The organism is Saccharicrinis fermentans DSM 9555 = JCM 21142 (assembly GCF_000517085.1).
Taxonomy (GTDB): domain Bacteria; phylum Bacteroidota; class Bacteroidia; order Bacteroidales; family Marinilabiliaceae; genus Saccharicrinis; species Saccharicrinis fermentans.
Window position 1 is genome coordinate 4,211,787 of record NZ_KI912107.1, and the last position, 23,042, is coordinate 4,234,828.

At 39.4% G+C, this 23,042-nt stretch carries 18 protein-coding genes; 7 read left to right on the top strand and 11 right to left on the bottom strand.

What is annotated here, in order from left to right:
* Positions 1-142: 142 nt before the first annotated feature.
* Together CYTFE_RS0117155 and CYTFE_RS0117160 are read right to left on the bottom strand one after the other, a co-directional pair.
* Entirely contained in the window at positions 143-844 is a 702-nt protein-coding gene (locus tag CYTFE_RS0117155; RefSeq protein ID WP_027472804.1) for a response regulator transcription factor, read from the bottom strand.
* Positions 845-970: 126 nt separating this feature from the next.
* Positions 971-2,008 (bottom strand): sensor histidine kinase, encoded by a 1,038-nt coding sequence (locus tag CYTFE_RS0117160; RefSeq protein WP_027472805.1) that lies wholly within the window; start codon positions 2,006-2,008, stop codon positions 971-973.
* Between the two features lie 252 nt (positions 2,009-2,260).
* Between CYTFE_RS0117160 and CYTFE_RS0117165 the strand changes: the two genes are divergently transcribed.
* The 3 genes from CYTFE_RS0117165 to CYTFE_RS0117175 all read left to right on the top strand — a co-directional run bounded on the left by CYTFE_RS0117165 (position 2,261) and on the right by CYTFE_RS0117175 (position 9,299).
* On the top strand, positions 2,261-4,543 hold the full coding sequence (locus CYTFE_RS0117165) for an inorganic phosphate transporter (protein ID WP_027472806.1): 2,283 nt from the start codon (positions 2,261-2,263) through the stop codon (positions 4,541-4,543).
* Between the two features lie 538 nt (positions 4,544-5,081).
* Positions 5,082-6,308, top strand: coding sequence for a hypothetical protein (locus tag CYTFE_RS0117170; RefSeq protein WP_027472807.1), 1,227 nt, complete (start codon positions 5,082-5,084; stop codon positions 6,306-6,308).
* 96 nt (positions 6,309-6,404) lie between these two features.
* The gene (locus CYTFE_RS0117175) at positions 6,405-9,299 is read left to right on the top strand and encodes a TonB-dependent receptor domain-containing protein (protein WP_027472808.1); all 2,895 of its coding nucleotides are present in this window, start codon (positions 6,405-6,407) and stop codon (positions 9,297-9,299) included.
* Between the two features lie 127 nt (positions 9,300-9,426).
* Here the strand turns inward: CYTFE_RS0117175 and CYTFE_RS0117180 are convergent, their stop codons facing one another.
* Positions 9,427-11,064: an AMP-binding protein gene (locus tag CYTFE_RS0117180; protein WP_027472809.1), complete on the bottom strand. Its 1,638-nt coding sequence runs from the start codon at positions 11,062-11,064 to the stop codon at positions 9,427-9,429.
* A gap of 315 nt (positions 11,065-11,379) precedes the next feature.
* On the opposite strand from CYTFE_RS0117180, the gene larB reads away from it, so the two are divergent.
* The gene (gene larB, locus CYTFE_RS27030; protein WP_044212333.1) at positions 11,380-12,150 is read left to right on the top strand and encodes a nickel pincer cofactor biosynthesis protein LarB; all 771 of its coding nucleotides are present in this window, start codon (positions 11,380-11,382) and stop codon (positions 12,148-12,150) included.
* A gap of 17 nt (positions 12,151-12,167) precedes the next feature.
* On the opposite strand, the gene cls is transcribed toward larB, so the two are convergent.
* Together cls and ribD are read right to left on the bottom strand one after the other, a co-directional pair.
* Entirely contained in the window at positions 12,168-13,631 is a 1,464-nt protein-coding gene (cls, locus tag CYTFE_RS0117190) for a cardiolipin synthase (protein WP_027472810.1), read from the bottom strand.
* Positions 13,632-13,695: 64 nt separating this feature from the next.
* Positions 13,696-14,748, bottom strand: a complete 1,053-nt coding sequence (gene ribD, locus CYTFE_RS0117195) for a bifunctional diaminohydroxyphosphoribosylaminopyrimidine deaminase/5-amino-6-(5-phosphoribosylamino)uracil reductase RibD (RefSeq protein WP_027472811.1) — start codon at positions 14,746-14,748, stop codon at positions 13,696-13,698.
* 97 nt (positions 14,749-14,845) lie between these two features.
* Between ribD and prmC the strand changes: the two genes are divergently transcribed.
* Positions 14,846-15,700 carry a peptide chain release factor N(5)-glutamine methyltransferase gene (gene prmC, locus CYTFE_RS0117200; RefSeq protein WP_027472812.1) on the top strand — a complete coding sequence of 285 codons (855 nt, stop codon included), beginning with the start codon at positions 14,846-14,848 and terminating at the stop codon, positions 15,698-15,700.
* A gap of 2 nt (positions 15,701-15,702) precedes the next feature.
* Here prmC and CYTFE_RS0117205 read toward each other — a convergent pair whose 3' ends face one another.
* The gene (locus CYTFE_RS0117205) at positions 15,703-16,278 is read right to left on the bottom strand and encodes an acyl carrier protein phosphodiesterase (RefSeq protein WP_027472813.1); all 576 of its coding nucleotides are present in this window, start codon (positions 16,276-16,278) and stop codon (positions 15,703-15,705) included.
* A 196-nt stretch (positions 16,279-16,474) separates the two neighbouring features.
* On the opposite strand from CYTFE_RS0117205, the gene CYTFE_RS0117210 reads away from it, so the two are divergent.
* Positions 16,475-17,800 (top strand): cyclic 2,3-diphosphoglycerate synthase, encoded by a 1,326-nt coding sequence (locus CYTFE_RS0117210; protein ID WP_027472814.1) that lies wholly within the window; start codon positions 16,475-16,477, stop codon positions 17,798-17,800.
* A 194-nt stretch (positions 17,801-17,994) separates the two neighbouring features.
* On the opposite strand, the gene CYTFE_RS0117215 is transcribed toward CYTFE_RS0117210, so the two are convergent.
* The 3 genes from CYTFE_RS0117215 to lpcA all read right to left on the bottom strand — a co-directional run bounded on the left by CYTFE_RS0117215 (position 17,995) and on the right by lpcA (position 20,822).
* Positions 17,995-19,434: a DUF5723 family protein gene (locus tag CYTFE_RS0117215; protein WP_044262879.1), complete on the bottom strand. Its 1,440-nt coding sequence runs from the start codon at positions 19,432-19,434 to the stop codon at positions 17,995-17,997.
* Between the two features lie 95 nt (positions 19,435-19,529).
* Complete coding sequence (locus tag CYTFE_RS0117225) at positions 19,530-20,165, bottom strand: hypothetical protein (RefSeq protein WP_027472816.1); 636 nt, start codon at positions 20,163-20,165, stop codon at positions 19,530-19,532.
* 78 nt (positions 20,166-20,243) lie between these two features.
* Positions 20,244-20,822, bottom strand: coding sequence for a D-sedoheptulose 7-phosphate isomerase (lpcA, locus tag CYTFE_RS0117230; RefSeq protein WP_027472817.1), 579 nt, complete (start codon positions 20,820-20,822; stop codon positions 20,244-20,246).
* A 91-nt stretch (positions 20,823-20,913) separates the two neighbouring features.
* Between lpcA and CYTFE_RS0117235 the strand changes: the two genes are divergently transcribed.
* Positions 20,914-21,708, top strand: coding sequence for an ion transporter (locus tag CYTFE_RS0117235; protein ID WP_044262881.1), 795 nt, complete (start codon positions 20,914-20,916; stop codon positions 21,706-21,708).
* Positions 21,709-21,738: 30 nt separating this feature from the next.
* Here the strand turns inward: CYTFE_RS0117235 and CYTFE_RS0117240 are convergent, their stop codons facing one another.
* Together CYTFE_RS0117240 and CYTFE_RS0117245 are read right to left on the bottom strand one after the other, a co-directional pair.
* Positions 21,739-22,233: a dihydrofolate reductase gene (locus CYTFE_RS0117240; RefSeq protein WP_027472819.1), complete on the bottom strand. Its 495-nt coding sequence runs from the start codon at positions 22,231-22,233 to the stop codon at positions 21,739-21,741.
* 13 nt (positions 22,234-22,246) lie between these two features.
* Positions 22,247-23,041, bottom strand: a complete 795-nt coding sequence (locus CYTFE_RS0117245) for a thymidylate synthase (RefSeq protein WP_027472820.1) — start codon at positions 23,039-23,041, stop codon at positions 22,247-22,249.
* Between the last annotated feature and the right edge of the window lies 1 nt (position 23,042).

The following is a 23,042-nucleotide window of genomic DNA, read 5'->3' on the forward strand; positions in this document are numbered from 1 at the left end:
TTTAAGACTTCTAAAATAGAAAATAAATTCAGATAAGGCTAATTTACTGCTTTTTTAAAGCAGACACAAGAAAGAAGCCGTCGTAAAAACATTTTTCAGCGTCCACCAACATTACAAACACACATTATTCTCGCTCACGTCATTACTCAACAAACTTATAACCAACACCTTTTATAGTTTTAATATGATTCTGGCCAATTTTTTCCCTCACTTTTCGAATGTGAACATCAATGGTTCTGTCCCCTACGATAATACTATCACCCCAAACAGAGTGATATATCTCATCGCGCGTAAACACCTTATCAGGTTTAGAAGCCAAGAGCATCAATAACTCAAATTCTTTTTTGGGTAATACCAGCTCATCACCTTTATTAATAATGATATATTTCTCACGATCGATCACCAGCTCTCCTATGCGTATCACATCCGACTTCTCTTCCTGAGCCGTCTTCGTTTCCGGATTGTACCTCTTCAGCAGCGCCTTAACCCTGGATATCAACACCTTTGGCTTAATCGGCTTGGAGATATAATCATCAGCCCCGGCATCAAAACCTGCAATTTGAGAATAATCTTCGCCCCTTGCAGTCAAAAATGCCACAATCGTGTTCTTCAATAGAGGTATTCTTTTAATTTCTTCACATGTTTCTATACCATCCATCTCAGGCATCATCACATCGAGAATAATCAGTTGAGGAAGTTCTTTCTTCGCCATCTCTATGGCCTCACTTCCATTTTGAGAAGTAAGAACCTGAAAACCTTCCTTTTTTAAGTTGTAACTGACAAACTCTAAAATATCTGGTTCGTCATCTACTAATAAGATCTTGAAATTATCTGCTTCTATCATTTCTAAGGCGTTTGAATTCGGCCGGTAAGGTACGTAAATGATTTAATTTTACACTTTGGCATTGTTAAGTGACCGTAAATATATTGTTATATAATTTAAACATCAAGCACTCTATTAAATAAAAGTCTAATTTTTAGACTTATCCAATGTGATGGTAAAGCTAGTTCCATTTCCATAAGTACTGGTAACGTTAATGGTTTGATTATGTGCTTCTATGAGGTGTTTTACGATAGCCAATCCCAATCCGGTACCGCCCTGTTCTCGAGATCTACTTTTATCGACCCTATAAAAACGTTCAAAGATACGCGGCAGATCAGAATCCTTAATTCCTATTCCATCATCCTTAACCTCGATTAAATAACGCTTATCCATATCGTAAAAGTTAATACTTGTTTTACCGCCACGCTTACCATAATTGATGGAGTTAACAACCAAGTTACTGAATACTTGAAACAGGCGTTGCTTATCGCCCACAACCATCAACTGCTTTTCGCCCGATTTATTTAGCTTTAGTTCTATTTTCTTCTGCGTAGCCCGTATCTCCTGGAGGTCGAACACATCTTCAATCAGCTGAAACAGATTAAAATCCTCCATTTTTATTTCCAATTCACCGGCTTCCAGTTTAGAAATAGATTCTAGATCCTCGATGATGGAGATCATTCGATCTATACTTTTCTCTGTCCGATTAAGATATAACATATTTATATCCTTATCCTCAATTCCTCCATCCAATAAAGTTAATATATAACCCTGAATATTAAATATCGGAGTTTTCAGTTCATGCGATACATTGCCTAAAAATTCTTTCCGATACTTCTCCATCTGCCGGAGCTGTTGTATTTCTTTTGTTTTACCTTGCATCCAATTGGCTACCTGACGATTCACCTCTGTAAAAGGATCTTTATTATTATCAGGTATAATACTTAATGCAGAAGGCTTAAAATGATGTATGGTCTTATAAATTGGCTTTACCTTAGATTTAATAAAACTATTGATAAAATATCCGGCATAAAAAACATAAATAAATAGCAAAGCCGGAATAGATATGATTAATGACACAATGATATTGGACGAAAAATAATTAACCAGAAAGAAAGATATGGTAAGAAAAAAATAGATAGATGATGAAAGGGCAATTAACTTTTTAGACGTAATATTCTTCATATGATTTAATTAATTTTCAAATGCCATACGGAACTCCCATGAAAATAAAAATGTTTGACAATAAAAAGATATAACAATTAATTGGCAAATGTAACACGAAATAACCAACTATTACATGGATGCAAAGTGAATTTTATGTGAATTAAAAACCATGCAATGTGATTAAATCATTAAAGCTTTATCATTTTGAAAAAATGATAGTAACTTTGTTGGTTTACACCATTATATTTGCACCTAATATTTAATAGATAGATGGAGTACCTATACCTTATAATTGTGATCTTGTTGTTACTGGGCGTTGTAGATCTGGTAGTCGGGGTTTCTAATGATGCCGTTAACTTCTTAAACGCAGCAATGGGTTCAAAAGTAGCCAAGAGGCATTATGTGTATTTGGTAGCAGGAGCCGGCTTACTCATTGGCGCGGGATTTTCAGGAGGAATGATGGAAGTAGCGCGCAAAGGAGTCTTTTACCCCGAACACTTTTATTTAAATCAGCTACTCATGGTTTTTGTAGCGGTGATGATAGCCGATATATTATTGGTGGATTTATTTAACACCTTTGGTTTTCCCACATCTACTACCATCGCAATTGTATTCGAAATGCTGGGTGCTGCTTTGGCGATGGGGCTTTTAATCATCGGAGGAGATAATCCTGACAAGCTGATCATTGACGACCTTATAAATACCCAACGCATATTTACCATCTTAGGAGGCATCGTCATATCCATCTTTTTGGCATTCATCACAGGTGCCATTGTTCAGTTTGTTACACGCGTAATATTTACATTCCAATATAAAAACCAATTTAAATTTTTATTTTCCGTTGCCGGTGCCGTTTCTCTGACCGCCATTGTTTTTTTATTGGCAAAACAAGATATTGCCTTTGCCAATCTTCTTTCTGGCGCCATGGATACATTTGTTCATGAGCATTTAGCTACCGTCTTAGCGATATTCTTTGCACTATCGTTATCCTTGTTTACAGTTCTTGCCTACGTTTTTAATGCGGACATACCCCGCATTGTTGTTTTCTGCGGAACATTTGCCCTCGCACTTTCTTTTGCAGCCAATGACCTAGTCAATTTCATTGGAGTTCCTTTATCAGCGCTTGAAGGCATCCATATTTTTTCCGCTGAGGGGAGTGGTGATGCCAGCCATTTCTTAATGAATATTTGGGGTGATGGAATATTGGCCAACACCTCTTGGCAAAAAGGTACGTATCGTTTTATTTATCTCGCTGCCGGTCTCATCATGGCCATCGCACTCTTCTACTCACGAAAAGCACGCACGGTAACCAATACTGAATTATATTTGGGCAAACAGGAATCCGGACAAGAATCTTTTGAACCATCGCATCTATCAAAGCTTCTGGTTAGGATATTTTTAACGCTATATACATACATACGCAATAAAATGCCCGAAAAAATCACTTCCTTTTTTTCACAGAGATATGAGCGCGATGCCGCACCAGCAATGACCGACGGCACCACAACACCAGCTTTCTTTGACACTGTAAGGGCCAGCGTAAACCTGGTAGTAGCCAGTATTCTAATAGCCATTGGCACCTACCTTAGATTTCCGCTATCTACCACCTTTGTGGTTTTCATGGTAGCCATGGGTACATCATTGGCCGATCAAGCTTGGGGACGCGAAAGTGCAGTATATAGGATATCCGGTGTGCTCTCTGTTTTGGGGGGATGGTTTATTACTGCCAGCGCTGGTTTTGTAGGAGCATTTGTGCTTACTGTATTTATCTGGTGGGGAGAGTTATATGCGGTTATACTACTCACATTAATCATTCCCTATGTGTTGTACAAAACCAATGGCATACATAAAAAAGCACGCCTACAGCGCACTGAATTAAAAAGCGAAAGAAAGCAACAAATAGCCGATAACAAAGAAAATATGGCAGGCCTCGGAAGAGAACGAATTCGAAAACACATCCTAGAGACCTCAAAAATTTACATCTTAATCATACAAGGCTTTGTAGATGAGAATGTAAAACAGCTTAAAGAAACCTGCGAGAAGTCTAAATATCTGGAAAAAGTATCGAAAAACATCAAAGAAGATTTGTTTGAGACCTTCTCAAAGATGGATGCCGGGGCTTTTAATTCAAGCCACTATTTTATTCAGGCCATAGACTATCTGGGCGAGCTATCCAGCACCTTGAAACAAATTGCAGTTCCTATTTTTAATCATGTCGAAAATCAACACAAAGGACTTTCTAAAAGCCAAAAAGAAGACATCCTACTTCTACTGGAAGAAGTAACAGGTTTTTTTAACTATCTCGTTCACATAGAAAAAGAGCAAAAGTTTGATTCGGTTCCTGAGATGATTGAAAAGCAAAAATACATCGTTGATTTAATCGAGGACTTACGCAAAAAACAGATTAAACGTATCATGGATGGAGTTGGCAAAACACGCTCGAGTATTCTTTTATTGGAATGCTATGCAGAATCAAAAAATCTCATTCTGTATACCATTAACTTGTTGAAGTCACATCGCGATTTCCATGCCAGCTATTCAAAAGAGCATTAATGAGGCGTCCAGACTAATTCATACACCATTACCAGTGGGACCTTCTACACGTCCAGCAAGTAAACAACACATCCTGCTCACCCCAATACACTTCACAGCATTCTAATAGTGAGATCAAAACAACAGGAGTGCTCCCCAATTGGTATACTAAACCATTACCCTTCCCAAAAATACATCCCCGCTCATTGTCCCAGAAAGATTTATGGAACCTTCGTCATGGGCGTCGAAAATAGCAGAATAAAGAACTCAAATAAGCTCCAAAGTAACCGAATAGCACAAAATGTTACCCAAAGATTACGCAAACGTTAAGTGCGCTATTTATTAACATATAGAAACAAAAGCAAAAAACACACTAACACCTGAATAACAACAACATATAACACCTTTGTAGTTAACACATACTTCATACACCCTTAATATTCACTTATCGGATTGCCCACTTTAGGAACATATTTTTGCTAACGAAATTAAAACTCACATGAAAAGGATTGTGAGGAGTAAAAATTGAAACAACTAATATTTTAAATATCATTAGAAAATGAAGAAGACATTTTTATTATTCGGATTGGCAGTAGCCACTTTGTTTACTGCTTGTAGTGAAGATGATGAAAAAATTGTTGAGAAAATTATCGAAGACAATGGCATTATCGTAAAGGTATCCTCAAACATTACCGAGAACACCACATGGGATGCCGACAGCGTTTACCAATTAGGCGGACGTATCACGGTTCTTGATGACGTAACATTAACAATAGAGCCAGGAACCATCATCAAAGGAGAAGCAGGTACCGGTTCAAATGCAACAGCTCTTTTGGTAGCTCGCGGTGCCACCTTACTAGCAGAAGGAACTCCATCGGCTCCCATAATCTTTACATCCGTTGCCGACGAACTATTACCCGAAGATATCGCTGCAGGTAACTTTGCTTCTCCGAACCTAGACAATGACATCAACGGTCTTTGGGGCGGGGTGATTGTATTGGGGAAAGCACCAATATCAGCGGCCAACGAAAGCGATGAAGACGTTACTGAAATTCAGATTGAAGGAATACCTACATCTGACACCAACGGTCTTTATGGAGGTAACGATGAAGAAGATAACTCTGGTATACTTAAATATATTTCCATTCGTCACGGTGGTGCGAATATCGGTTCAGGAAATGAAATTAACGGACTTTCTTTGGGTGGAGTTGGAAACAAAACTACCATTGAAAATATTGAGATTGTAGCCAACCAGGATGATGGTATCGAGTGGTTTGGTGGATCAGTGGATGTTAAAAACGTAGTTGTTTGGAACGTAGGTGACGACGGTCTGGATACCGATCAAGCCTGGTCTGGGTCTGTTGATAACTTTATTGTTATTACACCTGCTGGTCATGCTTTCGAATTAGACGGACCTGAAGGATCCGACGAGTCTGTTTTTGCTTCTCACTCCATTTCAAACGGTACTGTAATTGCGAGTGAATTTGATTCAGAGGGTGAAGTTGAACGTGAATGTGAAGATTTGATCAATGGAGATGCAAACTCTATGGTTTCTTTAAGTTATATCAACTTTACAGCTATCAACACGCAAACAATAGATGCCGACATATTAGAAGCTGCAGATGTGAGTATTTCAAATATTGTCTTAGACGTAGCAGAGGAAGACCTTCTTCTTCACCTGGAAGATGCTACTGAAGTACCAGCTACAGTAACAGCCGGAACAACCAGTACAGTAGATAAATCTGTATTTTCATGGACTTGGGCTTATATAGCTGGAAAATTTTAATATGCGATTATATCACGCACAATAAGATATTCAAAAGCAGGCTCGCATACTCATGCGGGTCTGCTTCATTTATTTAAAACACATATAATTTACACTGTGAAAAACTTATTCATTGTTTTTTTTGTTTTAGTTTCTGTATGGGCTCAAGCCCAGAATGGAAAAATTAGGGGTACGGTTATCGATGGTACTAATGGAGAAACACTGGTGGGAGTAACTGTATTTGTGAAAGGTACAACCACTGGGACAATTACTGATTTGGATGGCAAATATTCAATTGATCTGGCCGCCGGAACTTATGATATACAGATCTCTTATATCTCATATGAAACAATTATTGTGGAAGGAGTAGAGGTAAAAGCCAACGATATAACAGTGATGAATGATGTGCATCTGGGACAGAACGTACAAGATATTGAAGAGGTAGTGATTAAAGCCAAAGTCATGAGAACAACGGAGACAGCACTACAAACGATGAAAAAAAAATCAACCGTTATGTTAGACGGTATTTCTGCTAGTAAAATTCAATTAATAGGAGATGCTACCGCAGTGGAGGCAGCAAAAAGAATTACTGGTGTTTCCATACAAGATGGGAAATACATTTATGTTCGTGGCTTGGGCGACAGATATTCAAAAACCACACTCAATGGAATGGATATTCCCGGTCTTGATCCCGACAAGAACAGTATCCAAATGGACATTTTCCCAACCAACCTGATCAACAATATGATGGTCAGCAAAAACTTTACGGCTGATCTCCCGGCCGATTTTACTGGAGGAGTCATGAATGTAGAAACAAAGGACTTCCCCGAGAGAAAAATATTTAGCGTATCGGTGGGTACCTCTTACAACCCGGATATGCATTTCAACGCTGATTACCTGACCTATGAGGGTGGAGACCTTGATTTTTTAGGCATGGATGATGGCACCAGAAAGCTCCCATCAAATGCCAGACAAGAAGCTATTCCATCTCCCATAAGTGGACACAGCAGCGAGGAAGCCAATGCTTTTATCAATAGTTTTAATCCGGAACTGGGCGCTAAAAGCAAAACCAGTCCAACTGATTTTAGCATAGGTATTTCTTATGGAAACCAAATAGACTTAGGTAGCAACAAAGAAAACTATGCTGACAAAGCACCAAAACTAGGTTATGTTTTTTCCGCCTCCTATAAATCAAAGTATAAGTATTACGACCAGTATGAGTACGGTGATTATCAACTGAACAAGGATAAGAGTAAATTCGAAATGGTCAATGCCACCACCCAGGATGGCAGACTAGGAGAACATGAAGTACTTATAGGACTACTTGGAGGCGTAGCCTACAAAACAAATCTATCCAAACTAAGGTTCACCGTAATGAGATTACAAAGTGGTGAAAGCAAAGCCGGACAGTTTTACATTGACAACAACAGTTTGGCACTGGGGCAGTCTGGCTATCTCGCCTATGCCAATAACCTTCAATACAACGAGAGATCGCTGACCAACGCTTTGCTTAATGGCAAGCACGTACTAAACAATACAGGCTGGGAAGTAGACTGGCGTATATCGCCCACCCTATCAATTTCCAATGATCCTGACATAAGAAAAACTGCCTTTACCTTCGGAGAAAATGACACCACCTTTAGTGCCGGTGCCGGCGGTAATCCAACACGAATTTGGAGAGAGCTGAAGGAAATCAGCCTCTCCAGTAAATTTGACATTACCAAAAAATACAAGTTTAAAGGCAATGATGCCTCCTTAAAATTCGGGGCTAGCTATACCTATAAGGATCGGGACTATGAAATTATCAAATATGACCTGGTCAATTTTGGAGGACAGCCCACCTGGAACTCTCTTGACGCAAATCTGGTACTCATTCCTGAAAATATTTATCCCTATGGGGCAAACTTCTATTACCAAACCGACTATAGCAACCCTAACCCCAACGAATACAGTGCAAACTCCAGCAATATAGCTTTTTACCTGTCCAATGAATTTAATGTCTTCGCTAAGCTGAAGACCACATTAGGTCTTCGCTTCGAGAGCTTTGTGATGAACCATACTGGCAGGGATCAAGCAGGCGCTCAAGGAAGCTCCTTTGGAAAGGTACTGAAAAATGAAAAAGTACTAAACTCCTTTGACATGTTCCCTTCCATCAACTTAATATACACATTAAGTAATGAGCAAAACCTACGTGCATCCTTCTCCAGAACGACGGCCAGACCATCATTCAAAGAGCTTTCTTTTGCACAAATCATTGATCCTCTATCCAATACTATTTTTAATGGAGCTCTACATGTTTATGGTGATGGCGGTGGAAACCTAAGTGCTACATATATCAACAATTACGATCTCCGTTGGGAAGTATTCTTAAAGGAAGGTCAGATGTTTTCCGTGAGTGGCTTTTATAAACAATTTGAAGACCCCATTGAATTGGTACGTATTCCAGAACAACAAACCAGTACAGAGTACCAACCTCGAAATGTGGGAGATGGAAATTTGATGGGACTGGAATTGGAATTCAGGAAAAACCTAGCTTTTATGTCACTTAACAACCTCAACCTGAGTGGTAACTTAACCCTAGTGGATTCAAAAGTGGAAATGACTGATACAGAATACAACTCTCGTAAAAGCCTGGAACGAAACGGAGAAGACATCGATAATAAACGTGTAATGGCCGGACAAGCACCCTATGTGATAAATGCGGGTATTACCTATGGCCTGCGCTCAAAAGGATTCGATGCAGGCATCTTCTACAATGTAAAAGGAGAAACCTTATCTATTGTAGGAGGAGGCATATTTCCGGATGTATATGTAAAACCCTTTAATAGCCTAAATCTTAGTGTCAATAAAAAATTCGGACAAACACAACGATTACTGATAGAATTTAAAGTATCTAATCTGCTCAACAATGATTATGACGAAGTATATCAAGCCTACAAAGCCCAAGATCAAACATTTAAAAAATACAGTCCTGGTCAGTCTTTTAGCATAGGTGTAAAATATAAACTCTAATAAAAACACGGGTATTTAAAATTAAAAAAGAGGTTGTTCGTTTGAGCAACCTCTTTTTCTATCTCTATCATCAAGATAATTTCTTTCTATTCATCTCGTTTAAACATGCACTTGTAACAAAGCGATACTACTTCATATACTTATACCTCTTAATACTCTTCTTAGGAGTCTTATCAAATTCCTCGGGGAATAAAGTCACTTTTGAAAGGTTCATATATGCGGGCAGCTCATCGTTCAATGGTTTTTTCAGTCCCTCTATAGTCGTAACGATCTCCTTCTCTGACAGGTTTTCGGCATCAGTACGTTCATAATCAGGATAAACGAGCGCCTCTAATTTTCCATCTCCCATATCTCTGACCAAACATTCCTGAACATAATCCATGCTATTCAGTTTGGCTTCTATCTCCTCCGGATAAATGTTTTGGCCAGAACCGCTGAGTATCATATTTTTACTCCGTCCCTTAATATATATAAAGTTATTCTCGTCTATAAGTCCCAGATCACCGGTACGCAACCATCCATCTTTATCAAATGATGCATCAGTAGCTTCTTGATTTTTGTAATAGCCCAACATGGTATTGGTTCCTTTCACCAATATCTCTCCCACTTCATTGTAAGGGTCGGAGGAGTCAATCATCACATCCATCCGCTGTACCAACTTACCCGCCGACCGGGGTTGAATAGCATCCCATGCTTCATAGCTAATAAGAGGACCGCACTCGGTCATACCATAACCAATGGTAAAAGGGAAACCTATCTTACGTAAAAAATCCTCCACATCCTTATTCAATGCCGCCCCACCGATAACAATTTGTTGGAATTCGCCACCAAAGACTTCGGTCAGTTGATTTTTAACTTTTTGATAAACCAACTGATTTAAGATAGGTATTTTGCTAAGGGTTTTCACAGGATTTTTCTCCAGTGCAGGAAGAATACGCCTCTTAAATATTTTCTCCAAGATAAGAGGCACTGCCAAAATTAAATGCGGCTTCACCTGTTGAAACGCCTCTGTGATAATTTGAGGTGAAGGAGTTCTACTTAAAAAAGTGATATGACAACCCACGGTAAAAGGCCACAAAAATTCAAAGAGACAACCATAAGCATGCGCCAAAGGTAAAAACGATACCATCCTACTACCTACTTCTAATTGCAGGTTATCTTGAGCGTATAACACATTGGACCATATGCTGCGATGCGGTAACATCACACCCTTTGAGAAACCAGAGGTCCCTGAGGTATACGACAATACCATCATCTCCTCTGCATCTATGCTGGCAAAATCAATAAGCGCGGGTGTAAAATCTGCAGGTATCTTTATAGAATCGATCACTTCTCCAAGATGAAGCTTACAATTCACCAAAGGTTTAAAGTTTTCTATATTGACTATACCCACAATTTTTTTCATCTTACTTTCATCCACCTTATTAAAGATCAACTCTGTTGAAAACAACAGTTTTGATTCAGAATGGCTGACGATATGATGAATTTCGTTACTTCCAAAATCCGGTAATATTGGAACAACCACTGCTCCATAGGATACGGTGGCTAAATAGGTAATGGCATAATTACTGAGGTTTCTCCCTACAAGCGCTACCTTATCTCCTTTTTGAATATCACACTTCTTTAGGAGTTCCTGTATCCAATATATCCGTTCGCTAACTTGAAGATAAGTATATGTTTGCCCCTGATAATCACTAAAGGCTGAGCGATTTCCATATTTTTTCAAGGCATGCTCAACCATACCAATAAATCCGTTATTCTCCATAATATATAATTTATCTCTCGGGATAGGGGCGTCAAAAATTGCAAAACCATTGCAATAAAGCAAGATAATATCAACATTTTAACAAGCAACCACTCGTATCTAACTAATTATTAACTACTTTGTTCATAGCTCAAATTTATTTTATTCATTAAGCGACCTAGCCCTGATAGCTATACATCCTTTTATCATTCGAACAGATATTTCGGATTATAAACCACGCCATATTTTTCCATGAACGAAAAATGTATTATAAATTCACTAAATTTGGCCAAGAGGGAATTGAAACAGCATCAAAGTATAGATAAAACCCATAAAATGACATTTGACGAGATTTTCAATAAAATACAAGCAGGTGAAATCAGTAAAGAAGAGGCCCAACAGCATTTTAGCCTAGAGTGGATGGAAACAGCCAGTCGTTCTATTTTAGATGTAAACCGAGGGATGCGCACCAATATCCCGGAAATTATTTATGGGGAATATAAATCGCTAGATCAAACTATTGAACTCGCAAGCAAGATCCTAAACACACATCCTCGTGTAGTGATATCCCGTAGTCCATTTAATGATGAAGTAGCTCAACATTTTGACAATCATCATCCGCTCCTAAAAGGGGACAAAGTGCTTGTTATAGGTGAACTTCCTCAGGCCTATGGCCATATTTTAGTGGTAAGTGCCGGAGCGGCTGATCATCCGATATGTGAGGAGTGTGAAATAGTTTTAAAGGCGCTTGGCGTAAACCCCATTGTCTTCGAAGACAGAGGTATTGCGCACCCCACCCGTGTTTTGGAAGCGATTAAAGAGGGCATCAAAAAAAATGTGAAAGCCGTTATTGTGGTAGCAGGTATGGAAGGAGCATTGGCGCCATTTGTAGCTTCACTAGTTTCCTTACCGGCCATTGGTGTTCCCACATCCGTGGGGTATGGTTTCAGGGCCAAGGAAGCAGCACTCACATCTATGCTAGCCTCTTGCGCTCCCAATCTTACCGTGGTGAATATCGACGGAGGTCTACGAGCTGCCGTGGTAGCAGCTCTCATAGCTAAAAACAGCACAAACAGCACAAACACACAGAACGATAAGTCATCATAATTTCCCTTGTAATGCTATTACAACAAAGGACTTAACAGGCGAGCCAGTGATTCTTTGACCTTCTGCCTGACAGGTCTTTTCAACCACTCACTCAACACCACTTCATTGCTATCCACAAAATCCCCCATAAAAGATTCTTTCACTTCCAAAGCAAAGTCTTTATCATAGACAAAGGCGGTCACCTCAAAATTTTGCTCAAAGCTTCTAAAATCCATATTTGCAGAGCCTACCGAGGCAATCATATCATCTGACACCATCAGTTTGCAATGAATAAAACCTTTCTTATAAAAATAAAACTTCACCCCTGCTAGCATCATCTCTTTCAGGTACGACATGGACGACAGCTTAGTAATATAAGCATCCGATTTTTCAGGAATGATAATCCGAACATCTACACCTCCCATGGCGGCCGTTTTCAAAGCCATCAGGATACTTTCACTGGGCATAAAATAAGGAGACGCAATATATACGTATTTTTTGGCGGTGGTAATAATCTTGAAAAACCCCATCATAATACCAGGCCAATCCGTATCTGGACCACTGGAGCTTATCTGCACCATCTTATTACCCAAAGGCTCCTTGGCTGGAAAATATTTTTCATCAGAGAGTTCCTGCTGACTTACAAAATACCAATCGATAGAAAAGATCGTTTGCAGGCTATTCACCGCATCACCTTCGACTTTCAAATGGGTATCGCGCCATATTCCATATTTAGGATCGCCATGAATATAACGGTCGGCCACATTGATACCACCCAAAAAACCAACCAAACCGTCAATAACAACTATCTTTCTATGATTGCGATAATTGAGTTTACTGGTAAAGGTTGGAAAACGCACCGTCAAAAAAGAATAAATCTCCAGGCCAGATGCCCGCAGCTCCTGCAGATCCTTTCTCTTAAATTCCCAAGAACCCACATCATCCATGATTACCCGCACCTCCACGCCTTCTTGGGCTTTACGCACCAACAAATCCATTAAACGCTTACCTACCTCATCCTTTTCAATGATATAATATTGCAAGTGAATAAAATGTCTGGCTTTTTCAAGCTCTTCAAACAATACTTTAAATTTATCCCCTCCATTGTTCAACAATTGCACCTTGTTACCCGCAGTCATCACCGAATGGCTATTATTCAACTGTAACTGAATAATTCGCTTTTTCTCTTCCAGTATTTCATCATTTAGTCCATAAAACTGCGAAAGATCCTTGGTCTGCAAATCGGCCACTTCTCTGATATAGTCATGATTTTTAAGTCCTTTGCGGCTAATAATTTTTTGTTTGCGCAAATTTTGCCCAAAAAAGAAATACAGCACAGCACCTAGCAGGGGTAGTAACAAAAGCACCAATATCCACGAAAGCGACTTTAAGGGGCTACGGTTTTCCAATACCATCACTCCAATAACCACAAGAATAGATATCAGATAAGATAGCAAGACTAAAGAATAGACTAAAGAATCCCAATTTTCGGTCCACCACATAATAAACAGATACGGTTATAAATTCTTTGATCTTAAAAATAAAACTAATTACGGTTAAAACCACTTATTGCATACTGAAATTTCTCATGTATTGCAATCTGCTATTACCCACCTCTTCCTCATGAAAAGGCAACACATTCAGTTTTGGAGCTTCAACACCATTTATAAACATCACATCTCCAATAAATACCCGCGCCTCATCCCACAAATTACCATCTATAAAACTTTGTAATACTTGCCGTCCACCCTCAACAATTACAGATTGAAGTTGATGTGCATACAGGACGTGAAGTATTTGAGGAATAATATTTTGCCGAAAATCTATCTGTACATATTTCGTTTTTCCGTGTACCCCAGCCTTCTGCGCAGAAAAAACAATGGTATCAGTGGCTCCATCTAAAATATGATGACCGTTCGGCACCTTACCTTGCCTGTCAATGAGTATCCGGAGTGGATTATTACCGGGCCATTGACGTGTAGTCAGTGATGGGTTATCTTTTACAGCAGTATTTGTTCCCACCAGTATGGCCTGCTCCTCACTCCTCCATTTGTGTACCAATTTTTTGGCTATTTCATTGGTGATCCATGTGGGCTGGCCATAATGCTCTACTGTTCGATCAATATCAATAAAGCCATCGAGCGTTTGAGCCCATTTTAGAATAACATAAGGCCTTTTTTTTTCATGAAAAGTAAAAAAACGTTTGTTCAGCTCCCGACTTTCCTTCTCCAACACACCAACGATAACTTCCACACCAGCTTGGCGCAACATCTCAATACCTTTTCCAGCCACCTCTGAGAAAGTATCCGTACAACCCACTACCACTTTGGGTATACCACTCTCTTTGATAAGCAAAGAACAGGGTGGTGTTTTACCGTAATGCGCACAAGGTTCCAGGTTGACATACAAGGTAGATTTCTTTAACAGTTCCTTATCCTTTACAGAATGAATGGCATTTACTTCGGCATGCGCTTGCCCGGCTTTATGGTGAAAACCCTCGCCTATTATCTTATGGTCATAAACAATCACCGAGCCCACCATCGGATTGGAGTAGGTATTTCCCAATCCATTTTGCGCCAATTGAAGGCAACGCTGCATATATATCATATTGGTATCCATCACAAGTACTTTACTTTGTTAGAAATAAAAGATCAATGCATAATCTTATACAAAAATGGTTAATTTTGCGCCACTACAAAAACATTAGCTGTAATTCATGGATTTTTCCAACATCAAACAGATATCTGCCCAATTTAAAAAAGAACTGGAAGGTATTTATCCTCCAGAGGAGATAAGAAATTTCATCTGGATCATATTTGAGCACCTACTTGGTTTCACAAAAACAGATATTATGATGAAGGAAACACAAACGCTCAATGCAGAGCAGCAAGATTTCTGCCGTCACGCACTGCATCAACTAACGCAATACGAACCCATACAGCATATCATAGGAAGCACTATTTTTTACGGCCTGACATTTAAGGTAAACCGCCATGTATTAATACCACGACCCGAAACAGAAGAACTGGTAGAGTGGATACTCCAAGACAATACCATTCCCGCACCCAGCATATTAGACATTGGTACTGGTTCAGGATGTATTCCCGTGGTTCTAAAAAAGAATTTACCTAAGGCAGAAGTAAGTGCCTGGGACATATCGCCCGAGGCGCTAAGCATTGCCAGAGACAATGCAAGAATAAACGACCTTACAATAACTTATCAATTAAACGACGCGCTACAACCCACTGTGTTTCCCACACAAAAACTAGATATTATAGTCAGCAACCCCCCTTATATCCGAATACTGGAAAAAGAATGGATGCACCACAATGTATTACAATACGAACCTCACTTGGCTCTATTTGTAGCTGACAACGACCCCCTCATATTTTACCGTAAGATAGCTCAGTTGGCCTATCAGTTTTTAAAAAGCAATGGCTTCTTATATGTCGAAATCAATGAAGCATTGGGCAAGGAAACCTGTGCTTTGTTCCGTGAAATTGGCTTTACATCGATTGAATTGCGTAAGGATTTGTTTGGTAAAGACCGAATGGTAAAGGCTGGTTTTTAACTTCAAAGATGGTCTTTTACCATCTGCTGGACCTCTTCAAAAAAGGCAGCAAACTCAGCATTCAAAGCCTCATATTGTTCTAGCATAATCTTAGTAGCGCAGGCTGATTTTGCAGGTAATGAAGTATGATTAGACATAATAGACAAGGATGTTTCAACACCCCAAATATGCTTATAATTCTCTAGCCTTCGGCTCTTTACCAGAAAAGGAAGAAAACCTTTTACCCTGTTAGGAAAGGTGAAATAATGACGAATAAAATAAGCATGTACTTGGTTTACAAAAGTACTCAATGGCACCGAAGAATAATGCTCCCAGTTTTTTGCCAGATAGTGATCGTAAACCACATCTATTACCACTGAAGCATAACGTTGATAACAAGGCTTAAAACGCGCCGTACTTTTTTTAACAATCGCATGGTGGTCGGTAAAATCATCGATCATACGATGCAACCGAATCCCCTTTTGAATCTCAGGAGAAAAACGTTCCAACTGGTTCCCCTTCACATAATCGCCTATAAAATTACCAATCATCAAAGGCCCAGGATCACCCGATAAATAGATATGTGCCAAAAAATTCATGATGTAAAGTTAGAAATATCGCCCAGCAAAATACACTAGGATAAAAATTTACTCCCAAAATTATAATCTCTAACAAATAAATTTATTTACTTTAAACACTATAATTGAGAACCAACCAAAAAGCTACATAACCATAAGCTACTAAAAGTAGTATAAACATTTTACGGTTATGGTAGTTTTGCCAAATGTATGAACAATGAAGAATGTTATTATTTTAGGCGCCGCAGGACGCGATTTTCATAACTTTAATGTCTATTTTAAAAACAACCACAGTTATAAAGTAGTAGCCTTTACAGCTACACAAATTCCTGATATTGCAAACAGAACCTACCCCTTAGAACTAACAGGTAAACATTACCCCTATGGCATACCCATTAAGGAAGAAGCCGATTTACCATACCTGATAAAAAAATTCAACGTCAATGTATGTGTATTCTCCTACAGCGACATATCCTATCAACGCATAATGAGTCTGGCCTCAGTGGTACAGGCAGCCGGAGCAGACTTCAGGATGCTGGGACCAGACAACACCATGCTAAAAAGCCTCAAACCGGTCATTGCCGTTTGTGGCACACGATCCGGATGTGGCAAGAGCGAGACTACGCGTAAAGTGATTGACTTTTTAACCAGTCGTGGAAAAAAAGTGGTAGCAATCCACCACCCAATGCCCTATGGAGACCTGAGAAAACAGACCGTTCAACGTTTTTCAACACTCTCAGACCTACGAAAACACCAATGCTCCATTGAGGAGATGGAAGAATATGAGCCCCACATAATGAATGGTAATGTCATTTACGCAGGTGTTGATTACCATGATATCTTAAGGGAAGCCGAAGATGACGACAACGGATGCGATGTAATCGTATGGGATGGAGGTAACAACGACATGCCTTTTTACAAACCTGATTTGTGGATCACAGTGGCCGACCCCCTTAAGGTTGGAGATGAAAAAAATTACTACCCCGGAGAAGTAAATATTCGCATGGCAGACATAGTGATCATCAACAAAATAGATAGTGCTGATGCTGCCGATATAATTCAGTTGCGCAAAAATATACAGGAGATCAATCCCAAGGCCATCATTATTGAAGCTGCCTCACCCATAGAAATAGACAACCCTCACATCATTCAGGGTAAAAAGGTATTGATTATTGAAGATGGCCCCTCCGTCACCCATGGAGAAATGAAGATAGGAGCAGGACTTATGGCCAGTGAAAAATACGGAGCAGCAGAAATCATCGACCCCAGAGAATATGCCGTGGGAAAAATCAAAGAAACCTACGAAAAATATCCGGAAATAGGCAAGGTACTGCCGGCAATAGGATACAACAAAGAGCAGATAAAAGATCTGGAAGCAAGCATCGAAAACACACCTTGCGATGCTATTGTTCTTGCAACACCCATAGACTTAGGCTCCATGATCAAAATTAAGAAACCCTATACCAGGGTGCATTATTCGCTGCAGGTGATTGGCAACCCAACACTCAGTCAGATGATCGATGACTTTATTCACCATTTATAAACCGTCCTAAAAACAAACCGGGACACAATCAACCTGCCAGACATCAACAAAATCCTTACTTCAACATAGCATATAATAAAGCTATGTTGAAGTTAATCCTTAAAAGACTACCTGTTTTTGAGCTTATTGGGCTATACACACCTACACCCCAAAAAAATTACTAGAACCCCATCATGTGGTATACAAGCGTCGCACTATCTTCGCCTTCTTTTCTTTCGGCTTTTAATGGCACTATAAGGATCCCCTACACAAGGAAGAGCACGTATTCCTTTATCATTACCATAGCTTTTCTTTTCTCCTCCGCACCCTAATAACATACTAATACCAACGCGAAGATTAACATTTCTTGCATCCATCAAATTAAAAAAAGCCGGGATATTATCACTGAGTGCATGAATGTGAATAAATCCCCATTGGGCGCCTATTCCCGCACCTACATTATTAAACTGACCATTTTGTATGGTATAAGACAAGCTACCGAATACATGCGAAGCAATCCTGCCATTGCCAGTGAGGCTAAATGATGAATGAAGGCTATTTCTATAAAATTCAGTATGAAGAACCGCACCGGTCTGTAGCCACGAATTCATTTGTCGACTTATGCCCAGGTATATAGTAGGCACCAGTGGCGAAGAATAAGCTTGGTCAGCCACCTCTGGATTTAACACCTCAGCCAAAGAATCAATAACAGCATCCAGATTACCCAATCCTTCTTCTACCGCTTCCCCTGTAATATCCATAGAGCCAGCACTGCTTAGGGCATAAGCATCCGATTTCCAATTCACATAACCCAAATCCAACAGACTTCCGGATAAGGTTGTTTTATCGTTGAGCTGGTAAATAAAACCCAAATCAACACCATAACCCTTATTCTCTTTATTCATCAAATAATCCCCCAGCGCCACCTCATCACGCTTAACAAAATTATCCAACCGCCCATCGGCATCCCTATTCACATCCACAGGTAAAGACATATTTCCCTCCATGGATCCAGCAACATAGGTATCAAAAGAAATGGCATCGGTATATAAACTCACTTGTGCCGGCTTGGTATATATATTCGATTTTCCGAACAGAAATTTGATCCGCACACCCAAACTAAAGCTTTCGCTCCATTCTCGCGCCCACCCCAATGCATATTCTCTATAGTGGATAGCATTCACACGAGTCCCATCCATCTGGGTTCGTTGCCCTTCAAACGGCGTATTACCCCCATTCACAAGAAGTACTGCATTTCTATTTAAAGTACTATAGGTATTTACCTTTTCATTGATACCCAGGGTAAAATAATGATCCTTGTACATATATCCAACAGAAAGAAGTGAGAGATGAATTTCAGTGGCGATCATTTCACGAACATCCATTTTTGAAAGCGCCCCATCCAGGTCCACCTTCAATGAATCGTCCGTGGACGAAACAAGTATATCACTTAAAGCAAACCCAGATGAGTAGGCGTTTACATGGGTAGATCCCACCAGAGGAAAACCAACAAATAACTTACAATCGATGGGCACCGCCGGATTTACAATATTGGACTGAGGAAGTTCGTGCATCAAAAACAACGTGTTATTCTGTTGTGCGAAAAACGCAGCAGAGATACAAGACAAGAGAATAGCCAGTAGAAGTTTTTTCATGCGTTTAAATTTCATTTTCAATGGTCATATGGAATATACCGAAATTAATCACCCCCCTATGAGTGAAAACCATTACCAGAGCTTGCTTCATCAGCTTACAATTCATCCAAGGGCATGGTTACCACTGAGCGTAAGGCAATACGGACATCTATACCATATGTTTCCAATTGGTCAGTCACTACCTCTCTTAAGTCAATATCAGAAATAATAATACGGACAGCTACCTTCTTTGCATTCATCAATGTGGCAATATCATCACCAGCAAACCATTGATCAATCATGAGATAAGGTGGAGAGTTGAGTTCTCCTAGCTCATTCACAAGAGGCGCTTCCATTACCAAAGGCAAATCAGACACCGCATTCATAAGAATGGTGGATTCATCCATAAAATACAAACCCATCTTTAAATTAGCCGGAAAATTATTGCTTATTTCAAAGCGGAGCATCATACTATCCACATACGTAGGCTGGGTGTATCTATCCGAAAAGTTAAAGTCGGCATAACTAGTTAGCACCACTCCCCATCCTCCCGAGTTAATATAATCATCCACTAAACCCGAAATACCAACATAATCATCAGAGGTAATTTCTTTGGCACTCAATGGTAATGAAACTTTACCATTCCATTCATAATCGGAAGATATTTTACTTAAGTCTTCTTTTACACAAGCTTGCAACAATGCACAAAGTGCCATTAAGTACAGCGCAATAAGTTTTTCTTTGAAAATCATACTATATACAATTGAACAAATGCCATTTAACTAATAACAAACAATTTGCAGTTCTAGTATGTTCGTAAGCGAAAAAAATCACTTAAAATATTCCATCTCAATATATTGAATAAAAGAGTGGATTATTTGAATATGCATTTCCTGGATACGATCAGAATAATTATCGTGCGGAATCCTGAGTTCCACATCACAATGGTCTTTGAGCCTTCCACCTTTTTTTCCGGTTAAAGCAATAACTTTTATTCCACTTCTTCTGGCCTCTTCAGCTGCTTTTAACACATTGACAGAGTTACCACTTGTGCTAATACCCAGCAACACATCTCCTGGTTTTCCAACCGCCTGCACATACCGCGAAAAAATAGCATCAAACCCATAATCATTACCCACACAGGTAATATGTGTAGGATCAGAAATAGAGACTGCAGCCAGTCCTTTGCGATCCTCTCTAAACCGACCACTCAGCTCTTCGGCAAAATGCATAGCATCACTCATCGAACCACCATTGCCACACGAAATTATTTTACCTCCCTTTTTAAGACAATCCACCATGATATCACCGGCCAACTTCATGTTTTCCCAGTTATTGTCATCCTCTATAAAATCGGTCAATACGCGCCTGGACTCCTTAAAATTATTTTTTATGCTGTCTATACTCATTAATGTTACTATTTTTGGTAAATATACAATGTGATTTTGTTCTGGAAAATAAATAAGGATAAAGAATACATTTTTGACACACAAAAATCAAATGAAACAGAAACTATACGACATTATATTTGAAGCAGACACCAAAGCAGGTAAAATATTCGATATCTCTTTAATTGTTCTTATTCTTTTAAGTGTTGCCAGCGTGATGTTGGAAAGCCTTCAAGATCAATCGGATGTATTTTACCACCGTTTAGAAATACTGGAATGGATAGTGACTTTTGCCTTTTTGCTTGAATATACGACACGTCTCTGGGTGGTTCGAAAACCCCTTAAATATGCTCTTAGTTTTTATGGTGTTATTGATTTTATGGCCATCATACCCACTTTTTTAGGACTAATATTTAGTGGCACACACATGCTATTGGTCTTAAGAGCCTTACGTTTACTACGTATTTTTAGAGTACTGAAACTAACACGTTATATCAACGAATCATCTCAGCTTTGGAAAGCCCTGATGGCCAGCCGAAAAAAGATTGGCATTTTTTTGTTCACCGTATTGATTTTGGTTGTTATTTTAGGTACCCTGATGTATATCATCGAATCAAACAACGACAGCGGCTTCACCAGCATCCCCATTAGTATTTACTGGGCCATTGTTACCCTCACCACCGTAGGTTATGGCGATATTGCACCCATTACCGCCTTGGGAAGAACCCTATCAAGCTTGGTTATGATTATGGGCTATGCCATCATAGCCGTACCCACAGGAATTGTTACCGCTGAGCTTTCACGCAAACGAGAAGCAGATACCACCACACAGGTATGCCCTTCGTGTTTAAAAGAAGGACATGATAAAGACGCGCGTTTTTGTAAATTCTGTGGTGAAAAATTATAGTAATAATGCCAGACCGTGGCTAACAAGCGGCTATTTACGCTCTAAATCCAAGAAGGTATAACTAAAGTCATTTTGGTGATCATCAGCCACCTCTTCCCTATACGTTTCTTTCCATTCAGATTCATCAAACTCAGGAAAGAAAGTATCCGCATCATTAAAAAACTGATCAATCAAGGTAAGATAAAGCTTATTTGCCTTGGGTAAAAAAGCTTCATAAACAGTTGCACCACCTATCACAAAAGCCTCCTCATCATTCTTGCAGAGTTCAATGGCAGCTTCAGGAGAATGCACAACTTCAGCACCCTCAATCTTTAGTGCTTCATTTCTGGATATCACAATATTTCGGCGATTTGGTAATGCTCCATTGGGCAATGAATCAAATGTTTTACGACCCATTATGATGGTGTGCCCTGTTGTGAGTGCTTTAAACCTTTTTAAGTCTTTGGGAATATAAGCTAACAAATCGTTATTTTGACCTATAGCCTGCAATTTGGCTATAGCTACAATCATTGAAATTTTTGTCATTGGCTAAATTAATTTATACGGAGATAGCTCCTTTAATATGTGGATGAGGGTCATAATTACTTAATGTAAAATCCTCAAACTTAAAATCATCTATACTTTTAATGGCAGGATTGATAGTCATGGTAGGCAACTGGCGCGTTTCACGTGAAACCTGCAATTTAACCTGATCTATATGATTTTTATAGATATGCACATCACCCAAGGTATGCACAAAATCACCCAACTCCAAGCCACAAACCTGTGCCACCATCATAGTGAGTAAGGCATAAGATGCAATATTGAACGGAACACCCAGAAACAAATCAGCACTTCGCTGATACAACTGGCACGACAGTTTACCCTCGGCCACATAAAACTGAAACAAGATATGACAAGGTGGCAATTGCATTTCATCCAGCTGTCCCACATTCCAGGCACTTACAATATGACGACGAGAATCGGGATTGTTCTTTATGGATTCAATCACTTCTTTAATCTGATCCACATACTCGCCATTGGCCATGGGCCACGAACGCCATTGGTAACCATAAATAGGCCCCAATTCACCATCTTCCTTAGCCCAGTCATTCCAGATACGAACACCATGATCCTGCAAATACTTAACATTCGTACTACCTTTAAGAAACCAAATTAGTTCATGAATAATGGACTTAAGGTGAAGCTTCTTGGTAGTCACCAAGGGAAAACCATCCTTTAAGTTAAAGCGCATTTGATGTCCAAATACACTAATGGTACCTGTCCCCGTCCTGTCTCCTTTTGAAACACCGTGATCCAACACATGTTGGCATAAATCAAGATATTGTTGCATA

Coding starts and splice junctions, on each gene's coding strand:
- CYTFE_RS0117155 (WP_027472804.1), bottom strand. CDS start 844: ATGATAGAAGCAGATAATTTCAAGATCTTATTAGTAGATGACGAACCA.
- CYTFE_RS0117160 (WP_027472805.1), bottom strand. CDS start 2,008: ATGAAGAATATTACGTCTAAAAAGTTAATTGCCCTTTCATCATCTATC.
- CYTFE_RS0117165 (WP_027472806.1), top strand. CDS start 2,261: ATGGAGTACCTATACCTTATAATTGTGATCTTGTTGTTACTGGGCGTT.
- CYTFE_RS0117170 (WP_027472807.1), top strand. CDS start 5,082: ATGAAGAAGACATTTTTATTATTCGGATTGGCAGTAGCCACTTTGTTT.
- CYTFE_RS0117180 (WP_027472809.1), bottom strand. CDS start 11,064: ATGGAGAATAACGGATTTATTGGTATGGTTGAGCATGCCTTGAAAAAA.
- larB (WP_044212333.1), top strand. CDS start 11,380: ATGACATTTGACGAGATTTTCAATAAAATACAAGCAGGTGAAATCAGT.
- cls (WP_027472810.1), bottom strand. CDS start 13,631: ATGTGGTGGACCGAAAATTGGGATTCTTTAGTCTATTCTTTAGTCTTG.
- ribD (WP_027472811.1), bottom strand. CDS start 14,748: ATGGATACCAATATGATATATATGCAGCGTTGCCTTCAATTGGCGCAA.
- prmC (WP_027472812.1), top strand. CDS start 14,846: ATGGATTTTTCCAACATCAAACAGATATCTGCCCAATTTAAAAAAGAA.
- CYTFE_RS0117205 (WP_027472813.1), bottom strand. CDS start 16,278: ATGAATTTTTTGGCACATATCTATTTATCGGGTGATCCTGGGCCTTTG.
- CYTFE_RS0117210 (WP_027472814.1), top strand. CDS start 16,475: ATGAAGAATGTTATTATTTTAGGCGCCGCAGGACGCGATTTTCATAAC.
- CYTFE_RS0117215 (WP_044262879.1), bottom strand. CDS start 19,434: ATGAAAAAACTTCTACTGGCTATTCTCTTGTCTTGTATCTCTGCTGCG.
- CYTFE_RS0117225 (WP_027472816.1), bottom strand. CDS start 20,165: ATGATTTTCAAAGAAAAACTTATTGCGCTGTACTTAATGGCACTTTGT.
- lpcA (WP_027472817.1), bottom strand. CDS start 20,822: ATGAGTATAGACAGCATAAAAAATAATTTTAAGGAGTCCAGGCGCGTA.
- CYTFE_RS0117235 (WP_044262881.1), top strand. CDS start 20,914: ATGAAACAGAAACTATACGACATTATATTTGAAGCAGACACCAAAGCA.
- CYTFE_RS0117240 (WP_027472819.1), bottom strand. CDS start 22,233: ATGACAAAAATTTCAATGATTGTAGCTATAGCCAAATTGCAGGCTATA.
- CYTFE_RS0117245 (WP_027472820.1), bottom strand. CDS start 23,041: ATGCAACAATATCTTGATTTATGCCAACATGTGTTGGATCACGGTGTT.